The organism is Alkalinema pantanalense CENA528, from assembly GCF_050753345.1.
GTDB lineage: Bacteria > Cyanobacteriota > Cyanobacteriia > Leptolyngbyales > Leptolyngbyaceae > Alkalinema > Alkalinema pantanalense.
In genome coordinates this window covers 1-2,021 of sequence record NZ_JBLZFX010000211.1, presented here as the reverse complement: position 1 = coordinate 2,021, position 2,021 = coordinate 1, and the positions used below count along the sequence as shown (strand labels likewise).

The window sequence follows — 2,021 nt, the reverse complement described above, 5'->3', positions numbered from 1 at the left end:
GACCATGTTTCGCTTCAAGGCGATTTTTGGCGGCAAGCTCAGTGCCCGTCAATTTGACAATCAAGCGGTGGAGTTGTTTATCAAATGTGCTGCGCTCAACCGTATGATTGCTATCGCCAAGCCCGACAGCTACAAGGTTGAAGCCTAAGACCAAGACTGCCCCAAGGCAAATCTGACTGTTTTTCTAATCATGCAACAACGCCGTCAAAATAACCGAGTTGTGGGAGTTGATTGCCCATATCAAAGTCGCTTGGCTTAGAGACTTCGGTTCATTACATTTTTATTAGCCGTTTTCATAGGATTCAGAGTCAGGTTCATCATCAGAAAGGTCTTCTTTATCGGAATCGTCGTCTAAATTGAATTGTTCTTCATCAAATTTTAGAGTCCCACCTTCAGAAACTTTTGCAATACTATTTTCCAGCTCGTTGATAAGGATACGAAGCATGTCTACTTCATCATTTAGGCGAGATTCTGGAAAAATCACGTCACTATGGTGAACAATTATGTTACGTAGTTTGTGACTCTGTCGTAAACTCTTTCTAAATTGGCTAGAAATTGCTCCTTCTTCCCTGAGTATGTTTAGCACCGAGGCAACGTTCTTGCCCAGTCGTTCAAGTTTTGCCTGATTTTTTTCGGACGACACTAAATAGGCAAGCGTTAGCAAACGATCGTGAACTAGCTTCCAATGTTCGATGAACTCACCATTGAGGGCATAGCGTCCAATTGCAACACTTTCAGCTACTGTTTCTCGTTCCATCTCGGTTAGTTTGATATCGCCCAAATTTCCAATCGCAGCCTCAATTTTAGGTCGAATCTGGTTTACTAATTCATTGATTTGATCTCGATCTGCACGTGAAACAGCGCGGTTGTGTGCAACGTGATTCCTTAAGTCGTAAAGTTGTTCCCATCTGATCCGAAGATAGTCACTTTCGCAATCTACAAGCGGTGAAAAATATCGTTCCCAATTGGATCTAGGTATCAGTTTCCGAAGCTCATCGAGATTCAATTCCTCAGGAGACATAGATGTCGCCACCGTCTCCAAAATTTTGGCCGTGTTGCCAGTTGTGTACGGTTTGAACAAAAAATTGGATAGTTGTATGAAGTCGACTTGATGAAGGTAGTTGCTTTCCGCAACTTGTTTTTTGACTTTAATTGATTCAAGAACTTCCTTTGGAATTGTTTCTTTTGTCCAAGTCAAGCCAATTGACGTAAGCATGAACTTAGTGATGAGTTTTCTCATTAAATTTTCCAACTCGTAAATCGCCGGATAGGATTCTCGCGCATAGTGAAGACCGATGTCATTCCAAAGTACCTGCGGTTCTTTAGAGGAAATTTGAAACAACATTGTACGAATGGACTTTAAGAGTTCCTCAAATGTCTCAATATCGCCAACGTCTTGCAGACCAACAGCAATATGGAAATATCGTTGATCGCCCTCGGTAGTTGTTCCTGTTTGGACGTCATATGAAAACTGAGTTCCTTCAAACTGAATTGAATTGTCTGACACAACAACTCGTCCATCTGACTGAAGCAGGTGATTTAGAGACCTAACATTACGACAAAACTCTAACCGGTTGTTAAGGATTGTCAGGTATTCAACGCGAAGTGTTTTCATGCAGTTCGAAAAGGCGGCTAGCGCAAAGTTCACTTGCTGCGAGTTGATTTTGCTGAAATATAGTGTAGCATTGCCTAGTCAGGTGCGACGATCGGTTAGGCTAGGTTAATCATGAAGTTTTTCTGGATTTTTTGCCGGGAAACGACTGTCCACGAATCAACCTGAAAGATAGATCGAACTTTGCATCACACAAATGAGGGAGAAAGCACCCCGATCGATCTCAACGACCACCATTTCTGTTTCCAGCAGAGGTATCTACAGTCTGCCAGATGAACAAACCTGTAGACCACCTCAGTTGTAAAGCTGTTAACGCTGCCGTTCGCGGCTGAGGATGCTGATGTATTGCCCGTCGGAATGCAAAATCTTCATCGGTTGACTCCAATGAATCCTGTCTGCGATGCGATGG

At 42.9% G+C, this 2,021-nt stretch carries 1 protein-coding gene and 1 pseudogene; one reads left to right on the top strand and one right to left on the bottom strand.

Annotated features, from left to right (window positions below; genetic code table 11):
- Nucleotides 1-148: pseudogene (locus ACN4EG_RS27625) on the top strand (IS5/IS1182 family transposase); the annotation flags it as partial.
- Between the two features lie 135 nt (nucleotides 149-283).
- Here the strand turns inward: ACN4EG_RS27625 and ACN4EG_RS27620 are convergent.
- Nucleotides 284-1,507 (bottom strand): hypothetical protein, encoded by a 1,224-nt coding sequence (locus ACN4EG_RS27620; RefSeq protein WP_431633500.1) that lies wholly within the window; start codon nucleotides 1,505-1,507, stop codon nucleotides 284-286.
- Nucleotides 1,508-2,021 lie beyond the last annotated feature (514 nt).